The organism is Leifsonella bigeumensis (assembly GCF_039537265.1).
Taxonomy (GTDB): Bacteria; Actinomycetota; Actinomycetes; order Actinomycetales; family Microbacteriaceae; genus Terrimesophilobacter; species Terrimesophilobacter bigeumensis.
The window spans coordinates 416,288-432,976 of the sequence record NZ_BAABAE010000001.1 but is presented as its reverse complement, the minus strand read 5'-3'; the positions used below and the strand labels follow the sequence as shown (position 1 = coordinate 432,976).

Below are 16,689 nucleotides of genomic sequence, written 5' to 3'. Positions count from 1 at the left end.
AAGGTCACCCCTCCGGCTCTCCTGCGATGAGTCCGCGCAGCCAGTCGCGCGCCTCGACGAAGACCTCATTGCCGTAGCGGTGGGTGACCTCCGTACGCACCCGGTCGGCGCGCGGGTACGAGCCGAGGAAGATGACCTTCGGGCTGAACCGTTTGAGGCCGAGCAGGGCATCCGCGACCCGCTCGTCGAGGATGTGCCCGTCGAGGTCGATGACGAAGCGGTAGCGCCCGAGGGTGTCGCCGATCGGACGTGACTCGATGAGACTCAGGTTGACGCCCCTGGTCGCGAACTGCTCGAGCATCTCCAACAGCGCCCCCGGCTGGTCGGAGGGGAGTTCGGCGATGATGCTCGTCTTGTCCGCACCCGTCGCCGGCGGGGTCGGGACCGTGCGGCTCACGAGCACGAAACGGGTGACCGCATTCGGATTGTCCCCGATATCGGTCGCCAGCACGTCGAGGTCGTGGTGGGCGGTGATCCCGGGCGGTGCGATCGCTGCATCCGCCGCGCCAGCCGGGTCATCGAGAAGGCTTGCCGCGGCAGCCACGTTCGAGCTCGCGGGAATGTGCCCGTGGGTGGGCAGGTTGCGCTCGAGCCAGCGGTGGCACTGGGCGTAGGCGACCGAATGCGCGTTGACGACCTTCACCGCGGCGAGCATCGTGCCCGGCCGCGCGACGAGAACGAAGTTGACCGGAACGAGGTACTCACCGATGATGCGCAGGCCCGGGATGCTCGCGAGCGCATCCTGGGTCGCACTCACCCCGCCCTCGACCGAGTTCTCGATCGCGATCATCGCGGCGACGCTGCGTCCGGCGACGACATCCTCCAGCGCTTCGCCGACATTGTTGACGGCGTGCCAGGTCTTGCCGGCGGCATCCGGGACCTGGGCGAGCGCGGCCTCAGTGAACGTCCCCGCGGGGCCGAGGTAGCTGTAGGTCTCGTGAGGATTCGCGTGAGGCATGGAAGCGAGTCTATTTGTGCGCCAGAGTGGGAGCATGGACGATCGCGCCGGAACCCCCGCCCAGGAATCGGATCTCGTCGACATCGCGGAACTCCTCGATGCCTACCACCACCGGCATCCGGATGTCGCGAAGCCGGCCGAGCGCGTGGCCTTCGGCACGAGCGGCCACCGCGGGTCATCGCTCGACACCGCCTTCAACGAGGACCACATCGCGGCCATCACCCAGGCGATCGTCGAGTATCGGGCGGGCCAGGGCATCACTGGGCCGTTGTTCATCGGCACGGACACGCATGCGCTGAGCGCTCCAGCACAGACGACGGCGCTCGAAGTGCTCATCGGCAATCGGGTGGATGTGCGCGTCGACGAGTTCGGCGACTGGGTTCCGACGCCCGCGCTCTCGCACGCGATCATCGCGCATAATCGCCGGGTCTCGACAGGCTCGACCGGAGAAGCAGGCTCGACCGGAGAAGCAGGCTCGACCGGAGGGGGGCGGCACGGGGACGGCATCGTCATCACCCCGAGCCACAACCCGCCCCGTGACGGCGGCTTCAAGTACAACCCGCCCCACGGGGGCCCGGCCGACAGCGACGCGACCGGGTGGATCGCGAACCGAGCCAATACGCTGCTCGCCGACGGCAACCGCGACGTGCGTCGCGCGGAACCCTCCGCCGTCGGCACCTACGACTTCCGCGGCCACTACGTCGACGACCTCGCGAGCATCGTCGACGTCGACGCGATCCGCTCCGCGAACCTGCGCATCGGCGCCGACCCGCTCGGCGGGGCGAGCGTCAATTACTGGGCCGCGATCGCCGAGCGCCACCGGCTGCCGATCACCGTCGTGAACCCGACGGTCGACCCGCGCTGGGCGTTCATGACGCTCGACTGGGACGGGAGGATCCGCATGGATCCGTCCTCGCCCTCGGCCATGGCGTCCGTGCTCGCCCACCGGGGCGACTTCGACATCCTCACCGGCAACGACGCGGATGCCGACCGCCACGGGATCGTCACCCCCGACGCCGGCCTCATGAACCCCAACCACTACCTCGCCGTCGCGATCCGGTACCTGTACACGCACCGGCCGGGCTGGCAGGCGGATGCCGCGATCGGCAAGACCCTCGTCTCGAGCTCGATGATCGACCGGGTGGCGGCCTCACTCGGCCGGCGGCTCTGGGAGGTCCCCGTCGGGTTCAAGTGGTTCGTGCCCGGCCTCGTCGACGGGTCGGTCGCCTTCGGCGGCGAGGAGAGCGCGGGGGCGAGTTTTCTGCGGATGGACGGGACGGCCTGGACGACCGACAAGGACGGCATCCTGCTCGCCCTCCTCGCGAGCGAGATCCGCGCCGTGACCGGCCGGTCGCCTTCCGAGCTGTACGCCGAACTCGTCGAGGAATTCGGCGACCCGGCCTACGAGCGCACGGATGCCGTGGCCACGAAGGCGCAGAAGGTCGCGCTGGGCGGGCTCACCGGGTCCGCGATCGAGGCGACAGAGCTCGCCGGCGAACCGATCACCGCGAAGCTCAGCGAGGCGCCGGGCAATGGCGCGGCGATCGGCGGGGTCAAGGTCGTCACCGAGAACGCCTGGTTCGCCGCCCGCCCGAGCGGCACGGAGGACGTCTACAAGATCTACGCAGAGTCGTTCCTGGGCGGAGAGCACCTCGCCCGGGTACAGGCCGACGCGAAAATCATCGTCGACGCGGCATTGCGACCTCAGTCCGCGTAATCGGGCGCGGGCGGAAGGCCGAAGAACTCCTCGAGTGTGAGGATCCCGGTGTTGTGCATCTCGGTCGACAGATAGGTGCCGACATAGCGGACGTGCCATGGCTCGTAGATGTAGCCGGTGACATCCGTCTTGCCTTCCGGATAGCGGATGACGAACCCGAACCGCCATCCGTTCTTCGCGAGCCATTGGCCCTGCGGTGTATCGCCGAAGCAGGTCTGGATCGAGCACACGACCGGGTTGCCGACGAGGTCCGCGGTCAGACCGGTCTGGTGCTCGCTGTAGCCGGGCCGTGCGCTCTGCGCCTGGGCCCTCTCCCGACCCAGCTGGGAGACGAGGCGCTCGTGGATGCTCTTCTGCAACGTGTACGACCGGTAGGCGTTCTGGATCTGGATGGCGCCGGCCCCTTCGGCAGCGGCGGCGACGACCAGCTTCTCGAGCGCGGCGGCGGCCTCCTTCCGCATGAGCGGGCTTGAGATGTACGGCACCGCGGGGGTCACGAGATCCGGCGGCACGTAGTCGATGGGGTTGAGCGGGCGCAGTTTGTCGTTGACGACCCAGATGCTCAGCGGGTCGTCGATCGAGTAGCGGTTCTTGTCGAAGAAGGATTTGGTCTTCTGCACCGGCGCCGGGAGTTGCGCCGCCGGGGAAGGCGACGGGCTCTCGACGGGCACCCGCTCGGGGGCGCAGGCGGCCAGGACGAGGACCACGGATACCGCCGCGATGGCCGCGACGTGGCGGCGGAGCGGCACGAGAAACATGGTCTCGATCCTAGCTTCCGGGCCGGAACACCCCGGACGCGGGCGGACGTTCGGCACGAATCCGGACGTTTCGATTGACAGGAGGCCTCTGGCCTGAATATGGTTAGCGCGATTGCGTGAGAGCGCTCCCACAACTCGAAATGAGAGCGCTCCCACTAGATCGACACCCTATCCACGCACACAAAGGAGTGACCGTGAAGTTTTCACGACGCACCAAAGCCGGAGCCGCGATCCTCGCCGCATCGGCGCTCGCCCTGGTCGCCACCGGATGCTCGACCCCCGGCGGCGACGGATCCGACGACAACGAGAAGATCACCCTCACCCTCGCCACCTTCAACGACTTCGGCTACACCGACGACCTGCTGCAGGAGTACGAGGACCTTCACCCGAACATCACGATCGTCCACAACAAGGCGGCGACCTCCAACGACGCGCGCGAGAACATGTTCACGAAGCTCGGCGCCGGAAGCGGACTCTCCGACATCGAGGCGATCGAGGTCGACTGGCTCGCCGAGCTCATGCAGTACTCGAGCAAGTTCGTGCCGGTGACCGACCCCGACGCCAAGGACCGTTGGGTCGACTGGAAGGCCGCCGCGGCGACCGACGGAAGCGGCAACCTCATCGGCTACGGCACCGACATCGGGCCGGAGGCCGTGTGCTACCGCTCCGACCTGTTCGCGGCCGCCGGGCTCCCCTCCGACCGTGACGCGGTCGCCGAGCTGCTCAAGGGCGACTGGCAGCACTACTACGACGTCGGCGCGCAGTACCTCGCCGGCGGCGGGACCGGCTCCTGGTTCGACTCGGCCGGCGCCACCTACCAGGGCGTGATCAACCAGATCCAGAACGCCTACGAGAAGAACGACGGAACCGTCATCGCAGCCGACAACCCCGAGGTCAAGGCGGCGTTCGAATCGGTGCTGAAGGCGAGCTCGACGCTGTCCGCCCACCTCGGCCAGTGGGGAGACGACTGGACCGCCGGTCTCGCGAACGGCGCCTACGCGACGATGCTCTGCCCGGGCTGGATGCTCGGCGTGATCTCCGGAAACGCTCCGGACGTCAAGGGCTGGGATGTCGCGAACGTCTTCCCCGGCGGCGGCGGCAACTGGGGCGGCTCGTACCTGACCGTGCCCAAGCAGAGCGCGCACCCGGAGGCGGCATCCGCCCTCGCGTCCTGGCTGACCGCCCCCGAGCAGCAGCTCAAGGCCTTCGCCAACGCCGGCACGTTCCCGAGCCAGGTCTCGGCCTACGGCAGCGACGCGCTCGACGGCGCCACCAACGAGTACTTCAACAACGCGCCGGTCGGCAGCATCCTCACCGACCGCTCGAACGCCATCACGGTGTCTCCGTTCAAGGGCGTGAAGTACTTCCCGATCAACGACGCGCTGCAGAAGGCGCTGACCCGGGTCGAGGACGGAACCCAGTCGATCGCCGACTCGTGGAACCAGTTCGTCGAGGACGTCAAGGCGCTGAGCTAGCGCTCACCACCACGACACAACACTGAGTGGGCACTCGTTGCCCGAAGCCACCCGGTTATCGGCCAACGGGTGCCCACTCGCCTCACCCACCAACCATCACTCAGGGAGTCAGCCATGAAGACAACCGCGCCCGCCCGCAGCCCGCGGCGCATCGCCTTCGGTCATCGCCTCGGGCGTTGGGACCTCAAGTTGTCCCCCTACCTCTACGTCTCCCCGTTCTTCCTGCTGTTCGCCGTCGTCGGACTGTTCCCCCTCCTGTACACCGGATGGGTGTCGCTGCACGAGTGGAACCTCATCGGCGGCCAGGGCGACTTCGTCGGCCTCGACCACTTCGCGTTCCTGCTCGGCCAGCGGGCGTTCTGGATCGCGGTGCGCAATACGTTCAGCATCTTCCTGCTCTCCACGATCCCCCAGCTCATCATCGCCATCATCATCGCCGCGATGCTCGACACCAACCTGCGCGCCAAGACCTTCTGGCGAATGGGCGTGCTCCTGCCCTACGTCGTCATGCCCGTCGCCGTGACCCTCATCTTCAGCAACATGTTCGGCGACAAGTACGGGCTCGTGAACACCCTCCTCGGCCAGATCGGCATCGAACCGATCAAGTTCCACTCCGACGCCCTCTCCAGCCACATCGCGATCGCCACCATGGTGAACTTCCGCTGGACCGGCTACAACGCGCTCATCCTCCTCGCCGGAATGCAGGCGATCTCGCACGACTACTACGAGGCCGCCTGGATCGACGGCGCGGGCCGCATCCGGCAGTTCTTCTCCATCACCATCCCGCAGTTGCGGCCGACCCTCATCTTCGTCGTCATTACGAGCACGATCGGCGGCCTGCAGATCTTCGACGAGCCGCGACTCTACGACCAGTTCGGCCAGGGCGGGGCCGACGGCCAGTGGATGACGCTCACGATCTACCTCTACAACCTCGGCTGGGGGCAACTCGACTTCGGCCGGGCGGCCGCCGTCGCATGGATGCTGTTCCTCATCATCGTCGTGTTCGGCATCCTCAACTACCTCGTCACCCGACGCATCGCGAGCAACGAGGGGAGCAGGACATGACCGCCGTGCGCACCCGGCGCGCCAGGGCACGGATCAACCTGCGACCCGGATTCCTCGTCTACGGATTCCTCTCCGCCGTACTGCTCGGGGCCGCCTTCCCGCTCTACTGGACGATCCTCATCGGCAGCGGGAACGCCTACACGATCAACGACCCCAACATGAGCTGGATCCCGGGCGGCAACTTCCTCGTGAACGCGGCGACCGTGATCAACAACGACAGCGTGCACTTCTGGAAGGCGATCGGCAACAGCATCATCGTCTCCACCGTCGTCTCCGCGTCGGTCGTCTTCTTCTCGACGCTCGCCGGCTACTCCTTCGCCAAGCTGCGCTTCAAGGGCAAACAGTGGATGCTCGTCTTCGTCATCGCCACGATGGCCGTCCCCACGCAGCTCGGCGTCGTGCCGCTCTTCATCGTCATGGCGCAGCTCGGCTGGGCCGGCTCGATCGGCGCCGTGATCGTCCCGGCACTCGTCACGGCGTTCGGCGTGTTCTGGATGACGCAGTACATCAGCCAGGCACTCCCCGACGAGCTCGTGGAGGCGGGGCGCGTCGACGGGGCGAACATGTTCCAGACCTTCTGGTACATCGGGCTGCCGTCGGCCAGGCCGGCCGCTGCCATGCTCGCGCTCTTCACCTTCATCGCGACGTGGACGAACTTCTTCTGGCCGTTCATCGTGCTCGACCGGCAGAACCCGACGCTCCCGGTCGCCCTCCAGCTGCTGCAGGGAAGCTACTTCGTCGACTACTCCGTCGTCCTGGCTGGCGTACTGTTGGCTACTCTGCCGCTTATCGTGCTCTTCGTCTTCACCGGCAAGCACCTCGTGGCGGGAATCATGCAAGGAGCTGTGAAGGGTTGAGCGAGTTGACGAACAGCCAGGCGGTCGGAACCGCGCTCCGCACCTTCCCGGAGGACTTCCTCTTCGGCGTGGCGACGGCGGCGTACCAGATCGAGGGCGCCGCCCACGAGGAGGGGCGCACCGACTCCATCTGGGATGCCTTCTCCCGCGTGCCAGGGGCCGTCGTGAACGGTGACAACGGCGACGTGGCCTGCGACCACTACCACCGCTACGCCTCGGATGTCGCGCTCATGGCCGACCTCGGCATCCAGACCTACCGCTTCTCGACGTCCTGGGCGCGCGTCCGGCCCGACGGCGGGGAGCCGAACGCGGCAGGGCTCGACTTCTACTCCCGCCTCGTCGACGAGCTGCTCGCGAAGAACATCAAGCCGTGGTTGACCCTCTACCACTGGGACCTGCCGCAGGCGCTCGAGGAGAAGGGCGGCTGGGCGAACCGCGACACCGCGTACCTCTTCGCCGAGTACGCCGCGAGCGTGCACGACGTGCTCGGCGACCGGGTCGAGGCCTGGACGACCCTCAACGAGCCGTGGTGCTCGTCCTTCCTCAGCTACACCGGCGGAGAGCATGCGCCGGGCCGCCAGTCGGTGCCCGACGGCCTCGCCGCCGGCCATCACCTGCTGCTCGCACATGGCCTCGCGACAAGGGAGCTTCGCGCGCGGGACGAGAAGCTCCAGCTGGGGATCACGCTCAACCTCACGGTCGCCGACCCCGTCGACCCGGATGACGCCGGCGACCGCGACGCGGCCCGACGCATCGACGGCCAGTTCAACCGGTTCTTCCTCGACCCCGTCTTCCGCGGCGAGTACCCCGCCGACCTGCTCGCGGATGTCGGCGACCTGGGCCTCGACGCCGTCATCCGGTCCGGCGACCTCGAGATCATCTCGGCGCCGATCGACGCGCTCGGCGTCAACTACTATCACGGTGAGGCGGTGAGCGTGCATCCGGCCCCCGCCGAGCTCACGACCGCGGCGCCGTCGGAGCGACCGAAGCGCTCGCCGTTCCCGGCCGCGGACTCCGTGCACTGGCATCCGCGCGGCCTCCCGGTGACGGCGATGGGGTGGGAGGTGCAGCCCGAGGGCCTCACCCGGCTGCTGCGCCGCATCCACGAGGATTACACCGGACCGGCCGGGGTCGCGCTCGCCGTCACCGAGAACGGCGCAGCCTACGACGATGTCGTGGGGCCAGATGGCACGGTGGACGACGGCGAGCGCACCGAGTTCCTCGTCTCGCACCTGGCCGCGATCCTCGACGCCACCGAGGCGGGCGTGCCGATCGCCGGCTACTTCTACTGGTCGCTCATGGACAACTTCGAGTGGGCCTGGGGCTACGACAAACGGTTCGGGCTCGTGCGAGTGGACTACGAGACCCAGCAGCGCAGCCTCAAGCGCAGCGCGATCGAGTACCGCCGCATCATCGCCGACCGTGCGCTCTGAGCTGGTCGCCGGCTCCGGGCCGGCCGCGGACTCCGGGTCGGCTGGCTAGAATTTCGCAGGACATGACTATGCCACCACCGTCCAGGCGTCTCGCGCCGACGCTCGAGGCCGTCGCCGCGGAGGCGGGGGTCTCCCGCTCGACGGTGTCGCGCGTCGTCAACGGCTCGTCGAAGGTCCGGGCGGATGTCGTGGACATCGTGCAGGCCGCCATCGAGCGCCTGAACTACGTCCCCAATCGAGCCGCCCGCTCGCTCGCCAACAGCCAGACGATGGCGATCGCCCTCGTCATCCCCGAGGACACCGGCCGGTTCTTCGGCGATCCATACTTCGCGGCGATCGTGCAGGGTCTCGCCCGTGGACTCGAACCGAGCGACTACGTCCTCAACCTGCAGCTCGCGAGCCAGTCGAATCCGTCACGCAAGACCGTGCGATACCTCACCGGCGGCAACGTGGACGGCGCCTTCGTCGTCTCGCACCATTCCGGCGACAATTTTCTCGCCGATCTCGGGACGAGCCTGCCGGTGGTCTTCGGCGGTCGACCGCTGACCCGTGGCGACACCCCCAGCTACTTCGTCGACGTCGACAACGACGACGCCGCGGCCATGGGCACACAGTTCCTCATCGATCGCGGCCGCACGCGCATCGCCACGATCGCCGGCCCGCCCGACATGCCGGCCGGCATCGACCGCACCGCGGGTTGGATGCGCGCGCTCGAGCGTGCCGGCCTCGGCCGCGATCGAATCGTGCACGGCGACTTCTCCCAGGCCAGCGGTGCCAGGGGGATGCGCGAACTGCTCGCGCGGCATCCGGATCTCGATGCCGTGTTCGTCGCGAGCGACCTCATGGCCACCGGGGCGATCTCGGTGCTGCTCGAGAATGGCGTTCGCGTGCCGGAGGATGTCGCTGTCGTCGGCTTCGACGACAGCCCCGCCGCAACCACGGGAGTCATCCCGCTCACGACCGTGCACCAGCCCTCGGAGTCACAAGGGAAGAAGATGGCGGAGATGATGCTCGCACTCCTGCGCGGGGAACCCGTCGAGCCCGAGTGCATCATGCCGACGCACATGGTCGTCCGCGCCTCGGCCTGAACTCAGGGAGCGGTTTCGCTGAAGCGGGCGGGGACACCCGCTGCGGCGAGGCGTCTGCGGATCACGGCCACGGCATCCGGACTCGTGTCGACGAGCACGAACCGCCGGCCGAGGGATGCCGCGACGGCCCCTGTCGTGCCGCTCCCGGCGAAGAGGTCGAGCACCCAGTCGCCCTCGCGGCTGGATGCCTGGACGATTCGGCGAAGCACCCCCTCCGGCTTCTGGGTCGGGTAGCCGGTCTTCTCCCTGCCCGTCGGCGAGACGATCGTGTGCCACCAGACGTCGGTCGGCAGCTTGCCGCGCGCCGCCTTCTCCGGCGTCACGAGGCCGGGCGCCATGTAGGGCTCGCGGTCGACGGCCTGCGAGTCGAAGAAGTAGCCTTTCGGGTCCTTCACGTAGACAAGGATCGTGTCGTGCTTCGTCGGCCAGCGGCGCTTCGACTTGCCGCCATAGTCGTAGGCCCAGATGATCTCGTTGAGGAAGCACTCGCGGCCGAACAGGGCGTCGAGCAGCACCTTCGCGTAGTGCGCCTCGCGGTAATCGAGGTGCAGGTAGAGCGTGCCGTCGTCGGCGAGCAGCCGCCAGGCCTCGGCGAGCCTCGGCTCGAGGAACGACCAGTAGTCCTCGAACTCGTCGTCGTAGCTCATGAGGTCGCCGCGGATGCGCTCATACCGTTGGCCCTGGAACCCGACGACGGTTCCCGCCGTGGTTCCGGATGCGCTGCGCACGCTCGTCGTCGACTGCCGGGTCTGGCTGCGCCCGGTGTTGAACGGCGGGTCGAGGTACACGAGCGTGAACGCGCCATCGGGAAGGGTCGCTGCGGCGGCGAGGTTGTCGCCGTGGATGACGAGGTCGCCGGTGGGAGGCCAGGTCACCGCGCCCGGCCCTCGTCCTTCGGCACCTCGATGACGACTTTGCCGCCGAAGATTCCTTTGTCACCATCGCCGGGGATCGGAGCCGGCGCCGGCATCCTCGTCTCGCGGTCGGCCTCGATCGCCGCCTCGTGCTTGGTCGGGGCGAAGACCTCGTCGACCATCGTGACCATACCGCCGAGACCGCCGCGACCACGTCGGGTCGGTGTGAGGTCGATGAGCCGGAAGTGCTGCAGGAGCCAGCCGATCACGACAATGCCGATAGCGACGCCGCCGAAGATCCACCAGTTCACGGCTCCAGCCTAGGTCCCCTCCGCGGCCGCACGGTGGGCGGGCCAGTGCCCTCCTGGGTGAGGGTTTCGACCTCGAGCCCGATGCGCCTCACGGAACCCGGTAGAGCCACTCCTGCGTGGAGAACTTCTCGGCGACGAGTTGCTCGGCCCGCGCGAGCTCGGCGGCCGTCACGTCGCCCCCGGTGAGTCCGTACAGGCCGCGGAAGGTCGCCTCCATCTTCGCGATGATCTCGGCGCGGGAGAGTCCCGTCTGGCTGCGCAGCGGATCGACGCGCTTGGCTGCGCTCTTGGTGCCCTTGTCGCTCAGCTTCTCGCGGCCGATGCGCAGCACCTCGACCATCCGTTCGCCGTCCATGTCGTAGCTCATGGTCACGTGGTGCAGCACGGCGCCGGTACCGAGACGCTTCTGCGCTGCGCCGCCGATCTTGCCCTTCGGGCTCGTGATGTCGTTGAGCGGCTGGTACGAGGCCTCGATGCCGACGGCCTTGAGTGCCGTGATCACCCACTCGTCGAGGAAGGCGTAGGAGTCGGCGAACGACATCCCCTGCACGAGGTCGCTCGGAGCGTAGATCGAGTAGGTGATGACCGACCCGGCCTCCATGAACATCGCGCCACCACCGCTGATGCGCCGCACGACCTGCATACCGTACTTCTCGGCGTTGTCGAGGTCGACCTCGTTCTTCACCGACTGGAAGCTTCCGATGACGACGCCGGGCTCGTCCCACTCCCAGATGCGCAGGGTCGGCTTGCGGCGACCGGCGCCGACCTCCTCCGCGAGCACCTGGTCGAGTGCCATCTGCAGCACGGGCGGATACGCGTTGCCGTGGATGAGCTGCCAGTCGTAGTCGGTCCAGCTCGTGGCGCGCGAGAGCGACCGGCGGATGGCGATGGCCACGGCCTCGGGGGTGAAGCCGAGCAGCAGCGCGCCCTCGGGGAGCGCCCCCTGAACCGCGGCCGCTATCCAGTCGGCCGTGCTGTCGGCGGGGAGTCCGTCGACCGCCGCGTTGATGTCGTCGAGGGCGCTGTCGGGTTCGAGGAAGAAGTCGCCGGCCAGCCGGAAGTTCGCGATCCGGTCATCGATGACATCCAGGTCGACGACGACGAGCTTCCCGCCTGGAACCTTGTACTCGCCGTGCATGCCGTGCCTCTCTGTAGTCCGCCCCACCCTCTCCGGTCGAGCGTCGAGACCAGGGCAACTGACACGTGGGATCTCGACGAGCTCCGCCCGAGAGGCGGTAAGGCAAGCGTAATCAACCCTCGGGCGGGACGTGCTCACCGTACCCGGCTGCGCGCAAGCGCGCGCGCAGGCGTACGGCCGCCGCTTCGAGGTCCGCAGGCTCCGCCGAGCGGTCGATGCCCGATGGATGAAACTCCCGCGGCGACCAGGACGGCCACACGTGGATGTGCAGGTGCGGAACCATGTAACCCTCGATCATGAGGCCCGCGCGGTCGGAGCCCCACTCCTCTCGCTGGGCCGTGCCGATGCGGTGCGCCACGACCATGAGCTCGGCGATGAGGCTGTCGGGTGCATCGAGCCAGCGGTCGACCTCGAGCCTCGGGACGACGAGGGTGTGGCCGGGCTGGCGTGGTTCGATCGTCAGGAAGGCGACGCAGTTCTCGTCCTTCCAGACGAATCGCGCCGGCTCCTCGCCGCGGATGATCTGGGTGAACAGCGTTGTCATGGGCAGGAGGTCTCGACAGGCTCGACCCGAGAAGAGTGGACTGGCAATGGACTAACCGACCCGATCGGCCAGCCAGGCGAGGGTGTCGGCGACGACCTCGTCCTTGTTCGTCTCGTTGAAGATCTCGTGACGGGCATCCGTGTACACGATGAGTTCGACATCCGTGAGTCCGCCGCGCTTCAGGTAGCTCTCGGCGAGGAGCTCGGCGCTCTTCGTCCCTCCGAAGGAGTCGTCGCCGCCCACCTGGATGAGCAGCGGCAGGTCGTGCTCGATCCCCTTCGCGGGCTTGCCGAGCAGGCGCAGGCTGTCGACGAGCCCGAAGAGCTTCAGGGCCTTCGCGCTGAACATGAGCGGATCGGCCGCTGCGGCGGCCACCACGGCCGGGTCGCGGCTCAGCCACTCGTAGCCGGTCGTGCCGAGATGCTTGTGCTTCGCGTTGAGGTCTCCGCCGTTCATGTGCGCGAACGTGCGGAACGCCGAGCCGCTCAGGATGACGGCGTCGTAGTCGGCGGAGTGCTCGTTGACGAGGAGCTGCGCGAGGATCGAACCCCAGCTGTGCCCGAGCAGCACGACCTTCGATCCGGGATTCTCGGCGCGGATCGTCCTGGTCAGCCTGTGCACGGCCTCGACGGTCGCCGGCATCCCGCCCGGTCCGAGCCTGCCGAGCTTCGCCTGGTCGCCGTCGTACTGGTCGAGGCCGGTCTGCCCGTGGCCACGGTGGTCGTCGGCGTACACCGTGTACCCCGCCGCGACGAGCCTGCCGACGAGCCATTCGTAGCGGGTCGCGTACTCGCCGAGGCCATGCGCGAGCTGGATGATCGCCCGCGGCTCGTCCGCCTTCCAGACGTAGTAGTGGATGGTCACGCCCTGGGCGTCGACGTAGGTGCGATCTTCGCGAGAAGCGGCCACGTTGCCTCCTTTCCCCCAGTGTATTGCCGAGGCATCCGACGGCGTCGTCCGGATTCGTTAGCAAAACTAATTTGCTAAACTAACAATATGCCCCACGACAGCAATCAACAGCTTCGCTTCGCGATCCAGCGGCTCTCCCGGCGCATCCGCACGATGCAGGCCGACCAGGAGATCACGGAGGCGCAGAGATCGGTCCTGTTCACCCTCGCCAACGACGGCCCGCAGACCCTGCGGTCGCTCAGCGAACACGAGAACGTGACACCGCCCAGCATGAACCGCACGGTCAACGCGCTCGCCGCCTCCGGGCTCGTGACGCGCGAGAGCGTGAAAGATGACGCCCGCAAGGTCGCGATCGACCTCTCGAAGGCGGGGCACGACTTCGTCGAGGAGACGCGTCGCCGCCGGGACGCCTGGTTCACCCAGCGACTCGCGGCGCTCACTCCAGAGCAACGCAGCATCCTCGACCAGGCGACGCCCATCCTGAAGGAGCTCTCCGAGCAGTGAATTCGACCTTCCGCTCCCTCCGGGTGCACAACTATCTGCTCTGGTTCATCGGCGCGCTCACCTCCAACATCGGCACCTGGATGCAGCGCACCGCCCAGGACTGGATCGTGCTCACCGAGCTCACCGACCACGATGCCGCCGCCGTCGGGATCACGATGGCCCTGCAACTCGGCCCCGTGCTCGTCCTCATGCCCTGGGCCGGCCTGATCGCCGACCGCGTGAACGTACGGCGGATGCTCATGGTCACGCAGGCGGTGATGGGCATGCTCGCGCTCGGACTCGGCGCCATCGTCGTCACCGGTGTGGCCCAGCTCTGGCACGTCTACCTGTTCGCGCTGCTGCTCGGGATCGCGTCGGCGGTCGACGCCCCGATTCGCCAGACCTTCGTGGCCGAGCTCGTCGAGAAGAAGGACCTCACCAACGCGGTCTCGCTCAACTCGGTCTCCTTCCACACGGCCCGGATGATCGGCCCGGCCGTCGCGGGCCTCCTCACCGTCGTCATCGGTGCCGGCTGGGTCTTCGTGATCAACTCCCTGACCTTCGCCGGAACGCTCATCGCACTGTGGTTGATCCGCGTGAGCGAACTGAGGGAGCAGCCCCGCGCCCCCCGTGCGAAAGGCCAGATCATCGCCGGGTTCCGTTACGTGCGCGGCAAGCCGGCGATCGTCGTCATCCTCGTCATGGTGAGCCTGATCGGCACCTTCGGGATGAACTTCTCCATCTTCACCTCGACCATGGCGACGATCGAGTTCCACAAGGGGGCGGGAGAGTTCGGCTTGCTCAGTTCGATCATGGCGGTCGGTTCGGTGACGGGTGCCCTCGTCTCCGCGCGGCAGGAGAGGCCGAGGATGCGCACGATCTTCTTCGCCTCCGGGCTCTTCGGCGTCGCCTGCCTGCTGGCGGCGCTCATGCCCAGCTTCGCGAGCTTCGCCGTCTCCCTCGCGCTCATCGGCTTCGCCTCCCTCATGTTCATGACGACCGCGAACGCGACCGTGCAGACCACGGTGAATCCCGCCATGCGCGGGCGCGTCATGGCCCTGTACATGGCGATCTTCGTCGGCGGCACCCCGGTGGGGGCACCGTTCGTCGGCTGGGTCGTCAACCAGTTCGGCCCGCGCTGGGGGCTCGGAGTCGCCGCGATCTCCGGAGTTCTGGCGGCATCCGTATGCCTCTACTGGCTCGTGAGATACAAGCACGTGCGGGTGCGCTACTCGAGGTCGTGGCCGCAACTGCGCGTCGGCTACGCGAGCGATGCCCGGGCCCATGAACTCGCGACGCAGGAGATCGCGATCGTGGAGGCGGAGGTGCAGAAGGGCTGATCCATTGAACTTCCGGATGCTGGTGCCCGGCGCGGCGACCGGCGCCGAAGACCAGCTGGACCCGCTACGGCGTCGGGTCGAGAGCGTCGCGGAGCGAGTCGAGAATGCCCATGATGGCGATCGAGTCGTCGAGCGAATGCACCGGCGACTCGGTGAGCCCGTCGGCGACGTGCTGGGCGACGGCGACCGCCTGCCAGCAGAGACCCTCTCGGAGACGCAGGCCCGAATCGTCCGTCCAGGTGCTGCGCTCCTGCGCGGTCACGAAGTCGAAACCATCCGGCATGAGGAACGGGCTGCGCACCTCGGCGCGGGCGAGGGTGCCGCTGATGGTCGCCTCGACCGGGGTGCCGGCGAGCATCGTCGCGCTGAGGATCGCCTGCGCACCATCGGCCCTCTCCAGGATCGCGGCGACCTGGGCGTCGACGCCGGTCTCGAGCCGGGATCCGCGCACGGTCATGGATGCGGGGTCGCCGAGTACGAACCGGGCGAACCAGACCGGGTAGATGCCGATGTCGCGAAGGACCCCACCACCGAGCTCCGGGCGGAAGACCGGGGCGGAGCGGTCGTCGCCGAAGTCCTCACCGAAGTCCGCGGTCACGACCTTGACGTCCCCGAACGCACCGGCGTCGAGGAGCTGGCGCAGCAGGTCGGTCTGGGGCAGGTAGCGGCTCCACATCGCCTCCATCGCGAAGACGCCCGCGGCGCGGGCGGCGCGGGCGATCGCACGGGCGTCCTCCGCGTCGACGCCGATCGGCTTCTCGATGAGCACGTGCTTGCCGGCAGCGATCGCGAGTTCAGCAAGAGCGCGGTGCTCGCTGTTGACCGACGACACGTAGACGATGTCGATGGCCGGATCGGCGACGAGCTGCCGGTAGTCGCCGTAGCTTCGCGGCACGCCGTGAGCCGCCGCGAAGCGTTCTGCGCGCTCGAGCGATCTCGATGCGACCGCGTGAACCCGCTGGTCGGTGTTCGCATGGAGGGTGGCCGTGAAGTCGCCGGCGATCCCTCCCGGACCGAGAACACCCCAGCGCAGGATCGGTCCCCCTCGCAACGGGGTGACCCGCGGCGTCGGGAACCTCATGCGAGCCGCATTCCGAGGTAGCGCACACCGGGCCGCATGGCCAGCTCCTCGAATCCGAGGTGCCGGTAGAACCGCGTCGCATTCTCGTTGTCCTCTGCGACGCCGAGGTGCGCGCCGCGCACGCCGAGCGCCTCGAGGCTTCCGAGAACACGATCGATGAGTCCACGGCCGAGACCCTGACCCTGGATGCGGGGAAGGAGGTCGATGTGGAGGTGGGCGGCGTACTCGGCGACCACCTCATCCGGGGCGGTCTCCGGGGCGTGGAGGAGCCGGGTGACCTCGTCGTCGGGCGAGGACCCCTCGGTGAGCGGGTACTGCTCGCGCAGCGGAGGCCACCACTCGGCCTCCGCCCAGGCTTCGAAGGCGCGGGTGTCGGCCGCGGCGAAGGTGTACCCGGCGATTCCCTGCGCGTCGGCGGCGACGAAGGCGTGCGCAGGCTGCCCCACGAGGTACGGGCCGACGTAGACGTGGCCCAGCAGGTCGGGATTCCGGTAGAGCCCGGTGGCATCCCCGCCGGAGTCGCCGGTCTGCAGGCATACCCGGTAAACGCCGGGGATGTCCTGGACGGTCGCGGATCGAATCACGGTCACGGCGCTTAGATTACCGCTCCCGCTGAGTGGTCTACCGATATTTCGGCTGCAGGTCGCGGAGTGGTCTAGCCCGCCACGTCGAATATGT

At 68.0% G+C, this 16,689-nt stretch carries 17 protein-coding genes; 8 read left to right on the top strand and 9 right to left on the bottom strand.

Annotation, left to right across the window (positions count from 1 at the left end; genetic code table 11):
• Positions 1-4: 4 nt before the first annotated feature.
• A complete protein-coding gene (pheA, locus tag ABD678_RS02345; protein WP_344753277.1) occupies positions 5-958 on the bottom strand; it encodes a prephenate dehydratase in 954 nt (317 codons plus the stop codon).
• A 34-nt stretch (positions 959-992) separates the two neighbouring features.
• On the opposite strand from pheA, the gene pgm reads away from it, so the two are divergent.
• A complete protein-coding gene (gene pgm / locus ABD678_RS02340) occupies positions 993-2,675 on the top strand; it encodes a phosphoglucomutase (alpha-D-glucose-1,6-bisphosphate-dependent) (RefSeq protein ID WP_344753275.1) in 1,683 nt (560 codons plus the stop codon).
• Here pgm and ABD678_RS02335 read toward each other — a convergent pair.
• Positions 2,663-3,433: a M15 family metallopeptidase gene (locus tag ABD678_RS02335; RefSeq protein ID WP_344753273.1), complete on the bottom strand. Its 771-nt coding sequence runs from the start codon at positions 3,431-3,433 to the stop codon at positions 2,663-2,665. The genes pgm and ABD678_RS02335 overlap by 13 nt on opposite strands.
• Positions 3,434-3,621: 188 nt before the next feature.
• Here ABD678_RS02335 and ABD678_RS02330 point away from each other — a divergent pair, with 188 nt between their 5' ends.
• The 5 genes from ABD678_RS02330 (at position 3,622) to ABD678_RS02310 (ending at position 9,351) form a co-directional block, all read left to right on the top strand.
• Entirely contained in the window at positions 3,622-4,908 is a 1,287-nt protein-coding gene (locus ABD678_RS02330; RefSeq protein WP_425561932.1) for an ABC transporter substrate-binding protein, read from the top strand.
• Positions 4,909-5,022: 114 nt separating this feature from the next.
• Positions 5,023-5,973 carry a carbohydrate ABC transporter permease gene (locus ABD678_RS02325; protein ID WP_344753269.1) on the top strand — a complete coding sequence of 317 codons (951 nt, stop codon included), beginning with the start codon at positions 5,023-5,025 and terminating at the stop codon, positions 5,971-5,973.
• Positions 5,970-6,830 (top strand): carbohydrate ABC transporter permease, encoded by an 861-nt coding sequence (locus ABD678_RS02320; protein ID WP_344753267.1) that lies wholly within the window; start codon positions 5,970-5,972, stop codon positions 6,828-6,830. The genes ABD678_RS02325 and ABD678_RS02320 overlap by 4 nt, the downstream gene beginning before the upstream one ends.
• On the top strand, positions 6,827-8,263 hold the full coding sequence (locus ABD678_RS02315; protein ID WP_344753265.1) for a GH1 family beta-glucosidase: 1,437 nt from the start codon (positions 6,827-6,829) through the stop codon (positions 8,261-8,263). The genes ABD678_RS02320 and ABD678_RS02315 overlap by 4 nt, the downstream gene beginning before the upstream one ends.
• A 62-nt stretch (positions 8,264-8,325) precedes the next feature.
• A complete protein-coding gene (locus tag ABD678_RS02310; RefSeq protein WP_344753263.1) occupies positions 8,326-9,351 on the top strand; it encodes a LacI family DNA-binding transcriptional regulator in 1,026 nt (341 codons plus the stop codon).
• 2 nt (positions 9,352-9,353) lie between these two features.
• Here the strand turns inward: ABD678_RS02310 and ABD678_RS02305 are convergent, their stop codons facing one another.
• The 5 genes from ABD678_RS02305 to ABD678_RS02285 all read right to left on the bottom strand — a co-directional run bounded on the left by ABD678_RS02305 (position 9,354) and on the right by ABD678_RS02285 (position 13,107).
• On the bottom strand, positions 9,354-10,226 hold the full coding sequence (locus ABD678_RS02305; protein WP_344753261.1) for a DNA-methyltransferase: 873 nt from the start codon (positions 10,224-10,226) through the stop codon (positions 9,354-9,356).
• Positions 10,223-10,516, bottom strand: coding sequence for a hypothetical protein (locus tag ABD678_RS02300; RefSeq protein ID WP_344753259.1), 294 nt, complete (start codon positions 10,514-10,516; stop codon positions 10,223-10,225). Before ABD678_RS02300 ends, ABD678_RS02305 begins: the two co-directional genes overlap by 4 nt.
• Positions 10,517-10,604: 88 nt before the next feature.
• Entirely contained in the window at positions 10,605-11,654 is a 1,050-nt protein-coding gene (locus ABD678_RS02295; RefSeq protein ID WP_344753257.1) for a lipoate--protein ligase family protein, read from the bottom strand.
• A gap of 112 nt (positions 11,655-11,766) precedes the next feature.
• Positions 11,767-12,198: an HIT family protein gene (locus ABD678_RS02290; RefSeq protein ID WP_344753255.1), complete on the bottom strand. Its 432-nt coding sequence runs from the start codon at positions 12,196-12,198 to the stop codon at positions 11,767-11,769.
• Between the two features lie 51 nt (positions 12,199-12,249).
• Positions 12,250-13,107, bottom strand: a complete 858-nt coding sequence (locus tag ABD678_RS02285) for an alpha/beta hydrolase (RefSeq protein ID WP_344753253.1) — start codon at positions 13,105-13,107, stop codon at positions 12,250-12,252.
• Positions 13,108-13,194: 87 nt separating this feature from the next.
• Between ABD678_RS02285 and ABD678_RS02280 the strand changes: the two genes are divergently transcribed.
• Together ABD678_RS02280 and ABD678_RS02275 are read left to right on the top strand one after the other, a co-directional pair.
• Positions 13,195-13,611 (top strand): MarR family winged helix-turn-helix transcriptional regulator, encoded by a 417-nt coding sequence (locus ABD678_RS02280; RefSeq protein ID WP_344753251.1) that lies wholly within the window; start codon positions 13,195-13,197, stop codon positions 13,609-13,611.
• Positions 13,608-14,930, top strand: coding sequence for an MFS transporter (locus tag ABD678_RS02275; RefSeq protein ID WP_344753248.1), 1,323 nt, complete (start codon positions 13,608-13,610; stop codon positions 14,928-14,930). The genes ABD678_RS02280 and ABD678_RS02275 overlap by 4 nt, the downstream gene beginning before the upstream one ends.
• 64 nt (positions 14,931-14,994) lie before the next feature.
• Here ABD678_RS02275 and ABD678_RS02270 read toward each other — a convergent pair whose 3' ends face one another.
• Positions 14,995-16,011: a Gfo/Idh/MocA family protein gene (locus ABD678_RS02270; RefSeq protein ID WP_344753246.1), complete on the bottom strand. Its 1,017-nt coding sequence runs from the start codon at positions 16,009-16,011 to the stop codon at positions 14,995-14,997.
• On the bottom strand, positions 16,008-16,601 hold the full coding sequence (locus tag ABD678_RS02265) for a GNAT family N-acetyltransferase (RefSeq protein WP_344753244.1): 594 nt from the start codon (positions 16,599-16,601) through the stop codon (positions 16,008-16,010). Before ABD678_RS02265 ends, ABD678_RS02270 begins: the two co-directional genes overlap by 4 nt.
• Between the last annotated feature and the right edge of the window lie 88 nt (positions 16,602-16,689).